Below are 4,725 nucleotides of genomic sequence, written 5' to 3'. Positions count from 1 at the left end.
GCGCTTGGGGAGGCGGGGCCTGCCGGTGCCGGTGGCGACGCGGACGAAGAGGACGGCGCCGAGCCCGGGGCCGCGGGCTCGACGAGAATCGTCGCCGGGTGTCCGCCCACGGACGCCGGCTGCGAGGTCGACCCGCGCCCGACGCTGGTGCCGATCGTCGCGTTGAGCCGGGTGAGCGCTTCCTGCGCGTTTGTGTACGTGATCACCGACACGGTCACCGCGGGATCTGTCGCGTTGCCCATCTCGTCGATCCCGATGCCGAAGCCGCAGGTGACCCGCCCGGTGCGGCCGATGTTCGGCAGCGGGGCGTAGCTGCCGTAGGTGTTGTCGCCACTCTGCGGGGAGCCGAAGGCCGTCTGGAGGTTCGACTCGGTCAGGATCGCGGAGCAGGTCTTCGGCAGAGCGCTCGCCGCCTCGGTTGGGCCGTCCAGCGGCGAGTAGGTCTTCGGTGCCGAGGGCGAGGCCGCGCTCGAACGTGTCGCGGCGACGTTGTGCGAGGGCGTGCCCGTCGAACACGCGGCCAGGGCGCCCAGCAGCGCCGCCGCGCAGATCGGCGCGCGTAGTGCCGGGCCCGGCGCGACCAGCATCAGCATGGCCGACACGGTACCGGCCCCGAACGGCTTTATGGAGTGTTGCTTCTCAGACCGGCCATCCCGTGCGCCTGCGCGATCAGCTCATACGACCGGCGGCGGTCCTCCGGGCCGTGTATCAGCGCTGTGATCATCAGCTCATCGGCATCGGTGCGATCGCGCAGCGCGGCCAAGCCGCGGCGCACCTCCTCGCCGTCGCCGAGCACGAAATTGCCGAGCCAGCGGTCGATGAAGTCCTGCTCCGCCGGCGTGTACGGATACTGCGCCGCCTGCTCGGGCGTCGGAATCCGGCCGGGCTGGCCCCGGCGCAACCGCATCATCGACAGCGCCGCCGGACCGGCCAGCCACCGCGCCCGCTGCGCCGAGTCGGCCGCGATCGCCGCGACGCTCACCATGGCGTACGGCTTGTCCAGCGTCTCCGAAGGCCGGAACGCCTCTCGATACAGCTCGAGCGCCTCGAGCGTGCCGCCGCCGGCGAAGTGATGCGCGAACGCGAACGGCAAGCCCATGAGCCCGGCCAACTGGGCGCTGAACCCCGACGAACCCAGCAGCCAGATCGGCGGGCGCCCTTCCTGCGGCGCACCCGAACGGCCCGGCACCGCGCGCAGGCCCGCGTAGCGGTGGCCGGGCGGGAACGCGTCGTCCAGGAACCGCGCCAGATCCGCGACGTGCTGCGGGAACTCCTCCGCCGACCCCGCCGGCCGGCCCAGCGCGCTCGCCGTCGCCGGATCGGTGCCCGGCGCGCGGCCCAGTCCGAGGTCGATCCGCCCCGGGTGCAGCGCGTGGAGGGTGCCGAACTGCTCGGCGACGATCAGCGGCGCGTGGTTTGGCAGCATCACGCCGCCGGAGCCGAGGCGGATCGTGGAGGTCGCCGCGGCCAGATGCGCGAGCAGCACCGGCGGAGAGGAACTGGCGACGCCGGGCATGCCGTGGTGCTCGGCGACCCACAACCGGTGGTAGCCCCACTCCTCGACCCGCCTGGCCAGCTCCGTCGTCGCGGCCAGCGCCTCGCCCGGGGTCTGACCCTCGCCGACCGGCGCCAGATCCAGCACCGACAGCGGGACCTCGGCACGACCCCGTGCGATGCCTCTTACCTGATCGGACAGACTCGGCGTGCTGTTTTGCCCCGTTTGCGGTACCACAGACTCCTCCACGCCAGAGGCAACCCGCGGACCAGGCGCGATTGTTCCCGTGCGCACGCGACCCGAGCCCCCTTCCACGGCGCGGCGGGGGTCGGCGAGTACTCTGTGTAAGGAGCGCCGCCATGGAGACCGGCAACGGGCGCCGGTCACCCTAGGCGGCCCGCGCATTCTTCCCGCCAGCGGCGAAAGGCAGGACCTGTGACCGAGGCGAGCACTCCCCCGGAATGGCTGGGCGACGCGGTGATCTACCAGATCTACCCGCAAAGCTACGCAGACTCCAACGGAGACGGGATCGGCGACCTGCGGGGCATCGCCGCACGCCTCGACTACCTGGTCCGCCTCGGGGTCGACACCATCTGGATCAATCCGTGCTTCGTGTCCGAGTTCAAGGACGCCGGATACGACATCGAGGACTACTTCACGATCGCGCCGCGGTACGGCACCAACACCGACCTCGCCGCCCTGATCGTGCGGGCCCGCTCGCACGGCATCCGGGTCATGCTCGACCTGGTCCCGGGCCACACCTCGCACCTGCACCCCTGGTTCCTCGCCTCCGCCGACGACCCCGGCGACGACCGCTACATCTGGAGCGACTCCGAGCAGCCGCCCGGCGACAAGTGGGTCGCCTCGCCCGGCCGGCGCCCCGGCTACTACCTGCCGAACTTCTACGCGATCCAGCCGGCGCTCAACTTCGGCTACGCCCAGATGGACCCGGCCGAGCCGTGGCGCGAGCCGGTCGACGCCCCGGGCCCCAGGGCCAACCGCGCCGCGCTGCGCGAGATCATGGCCCACTGGTTCGACCTGGGCATCGCGGGCTTCCGGGTGGACATGGCGTACTCCCTGGTCAAGGGCGATCCGGACCGCTCCGCCACCGCCGAGCTGTGGCGGGAGATGCGCGAGTGGATCGACCGCGAGTACCCCGACCGGGTGCTGCTGTCCGAGTGGGGCGACCCGAAGCAGTCCGTCGTCGCCGGGATCCACTCGGACTTCTTCCTGCACTTCGCCGGCCGGGCGCTGCGCTCGCTGTGGGACAACGGCCAGGGCAGCCATTCGTCGGACTGGGTCGAGGTCGGGTCGTGCTACTTCGCCCCCGAGGGCGGCGGCTCGATGCGCGACTTCCTCGCCGCCTGGGCCGAGGCGGACGAGGCCATCGGCAAGGCCGGATTCGTCGCGCTGCCGACCGCCAACCACGACTTCTCCCGGCTGACCTGCGGCACCCGCACCCGCGACATGGTCGCCCCGGCCTTCGCGTTCCAGCTGACCTGGCCCTCGCTGCCGGTGATCTACTACGGCGACGAGATCGGCATGCGGTACGTCCCCGGCCTGCCGGACAAGGAGGGCTCGCAGCTCGGCACGCAGGCGCGCCAGGGCTCGCGCACCCCGATGCAGTGGGACGACACGCCGGGCGCGGGATTCTCCACCGCCCCGGCGGACCAGTTCTACCTGCCGATCGACCAGGACCCGGACCGCCCGTCGGTCGCCGAGCAGGAGAACGACGAGGACTCGCTGCTGAACCAGGTCCGGCGGCTCATCGCGCTGCGGCGTCAGATCCCGGCGCTCGGCACCGGCGGCACGGTCGAAGTGCTCAGCGACGGATACCCGTTCGCGTATGTGCGCGGCGGCACGCACCTGGTCGTGGTGAACCCGCGCGCGAAGGCGGCGTCGCTCGATGTGGCCGGGCTGGCCGAGGCGCGGCTTTTGGCCGGCCACGGCGGGGTGGCTATCGGTACCCACGCAATCGACGTCGAGCCGTTCTCCTACGGCGTGTTCGAGTTGGCGGAACCGCGCTGAGCGAGGCGGAGCCGTGCCCGGGGACAACGGGCACGGCAAGGGTGGGGTCGCGCGTCGGTGCGCGACCCTCGCGCGGTGGGCCGGTCAATGTTCGGCCGGTGCGAGCCCCGCGTAGACGTAGACGCGCAACATCACGCCGTTTTGCTCCTCATGCTCGCCGGTGCGTGTCCAAAGGTGGGCGCCAGAGCCGTCGGCGGCGCGCCATCGCACGGATTCGGCGGGCTCGCTGATGTGGATCTGCCTCGGGCCGACGGGCTGCGGGCCGCCGCGCAGGACGACGTTCGGATGCGGGGAGTCACTCACCTTTCCAGTGGACCACTGCTGACGCACTTTCCCCAGCCGCCGGGCTGGTGGGCGCGTCCGCCCGGGTGAATTCCGCGCCGGACGGTACGCCGGGGCGCACCAACGGCGCGTCCGATTCCTTCAAGACGCCGCGCGCGCCGGGTGCGTAAGGTCGGCGGCATGACTCCCAAACCCCAACTGGATGTGATCGGCCTCGTCGTCGCGGACATGGGCAAGGCGCTGGCGTTCTATCGGCGCCTCGGCGTGGAGATCCCGGCCGGCGCGGACGCGGAACCGCACGTCGATGTGGTGCTGCCCGGCGGCCTGCGGCTGGCCTGGGACACCGTGGACACCATCCGCTCCTTCGACCCGCACTGGACCGCCCCCAGCGGCGGAGCCCGCATGAACCTGGCTTTCCACTACGACTCGCCCGCCGCGGTGGACGCCGCGTACGCCGACATGGTGAATGCCGGATACGACGGCCACCTGCCGCCCTGGGACGCGTTCTGGGGCCAGCGCTACGCCGTGCTGCACGACCCGGACGGCAACGACGTGGCGCTCTACGCCCCGGCGTCCGGCGGCTGAGGGCTGCCTGGCGCGGGCGGGGGAGCGAGCAGATCGCCGAGCGAGAGGCCTGCGAAGTCCCTGACCTCCCGGGAGAGATGCGCTTGGTCGCTGTACCCCGCGGTGATCGCGACCTCGGCGAACGGCATCCCGGCGCGGGCCAGGTCCAGCGCCCGGTTGAAGCGAAGGATGCGGGCGAGCGTCTTCGGTCCGTATCCGTACGCGGTCAGGCTGCGCCGATAGAGCTGACGGTCGCTCAGCCCCACGATCCGCGCGGTCTCCGCGACGCTCGCCCCCGCGGCCAGCCCGCGAGCCACCGTGCGTGCGACCGGGTCGGCTGGATCGTTCGCGCGCAA

Annotated in this window: 5 protein-coding genes and 1 pseudogene; 2 read left to right on the top strand and 4 right to left on the bottom strand. The window is 72.0% G+C overall.

Annotation, left to right across the window (positions count from 1 at the left end; genetic code table 11):
* Positions 1-593: pseudogene (locus VGZ32_RS25075) on the bottom strand (hypothetical protein); the annotation flags it as partial.
* Between the two features lie 29 nt (positions 594-622).
* Positions 623-1,642, bottom strand: a complete 1,020-nt coding sequence (locus VGZ32_RS25070) for an LLM class flavin-dependent oxidoreductase (RefSeq protein ID WP_326888653.1) — start codon at positions 1,640-1,642, stop codon at positions 623-625.
* A 288-nt stretch (positions 1,643-1,930) separates the two neighbouring features.
* On the opposite strand from VGZ32_RS25070, the gene VGZ32_RS25065 reads away from it, so the two are divergent.
* Positions 1,931-3,523, top strand: a complete 1,593-nt coding sequence (locus VGZ32_RS25065; RefSeq protein WP_326888652.1) for an alpha-amylase family glycosyl hydrolase — start codon at positions 1,931-1,933, stop codon at positions 3,521-3,523.
* A gap of 84 nt (positions 3,524-3,607) precedes the next feature.
* On the opposite strand, the gene VGZ32_RS25060 is transcribed toward VGZ32_RS25065, so the two are convergent.
* Positions 3,608-3,826, bottom strand: coding sequence for a hypothetical protein (locus VGZ32_RS25060; protein WP_326888651.1), 219 nt, complete (start codon positions 3,824-3,826; stop codon positions 3,608-3,610).
* A 159-nt stretch (positions 3,827-3,985) separates the two neighbouring features.
* Here VGZ32_RS25060 and VGZ32_RS25055 point away from each other — a divergent pair, with 159 nt between their 5' ends.
* Positions 3,986-4,390 (top strand): VOC family protein, encoded by a 405-nt coding sequence (locus tag VGZ32_RS25055; RefSeq protein WP_326888650.1) that lies wholly within the window; start codon positions 3,986-3,988, stop codon positions 4,388-4,390.
* Here the strand turns inward: VGZ32_RS25055 and VGZ32_RS25050 are convergent.
* Positions 4,366-4,725, bottom strand: a 360-nt coding sequence (locus VGZ32_RS25050) for a helix-turn-helix domain-containing protein (RefSeq protein WP_326888649.1), incomplete at its 5' end; no start/stop codon positions are given. The two genes, VGZ32_RS25055 and VGZ32_RS25050, sit on opposite strands and share 25 nt — an antisense overlap.

It is taken from the genome of Actinocrinis sp. (assembly GCF_035938995.1).
Lineage (GTDB): Bacteria > Actinomycetota > Actinomycetes > Streptomycetales > Catenulisporaceae > DASZGI01.
This window is presented reverse-complemented; position numbering and strand designations above follow the sequence as displayed.

Bases quoted from the DNA above. Each gene is read 5' to 3' on its own strand.
- VGZ32_RS25055 (WP_326888650.1), top strand. From the start codon at position 3,986: ATGACTCCCAAACCCCAACTGGATGTGATCGGCCTCGTCGTCGCGGAC.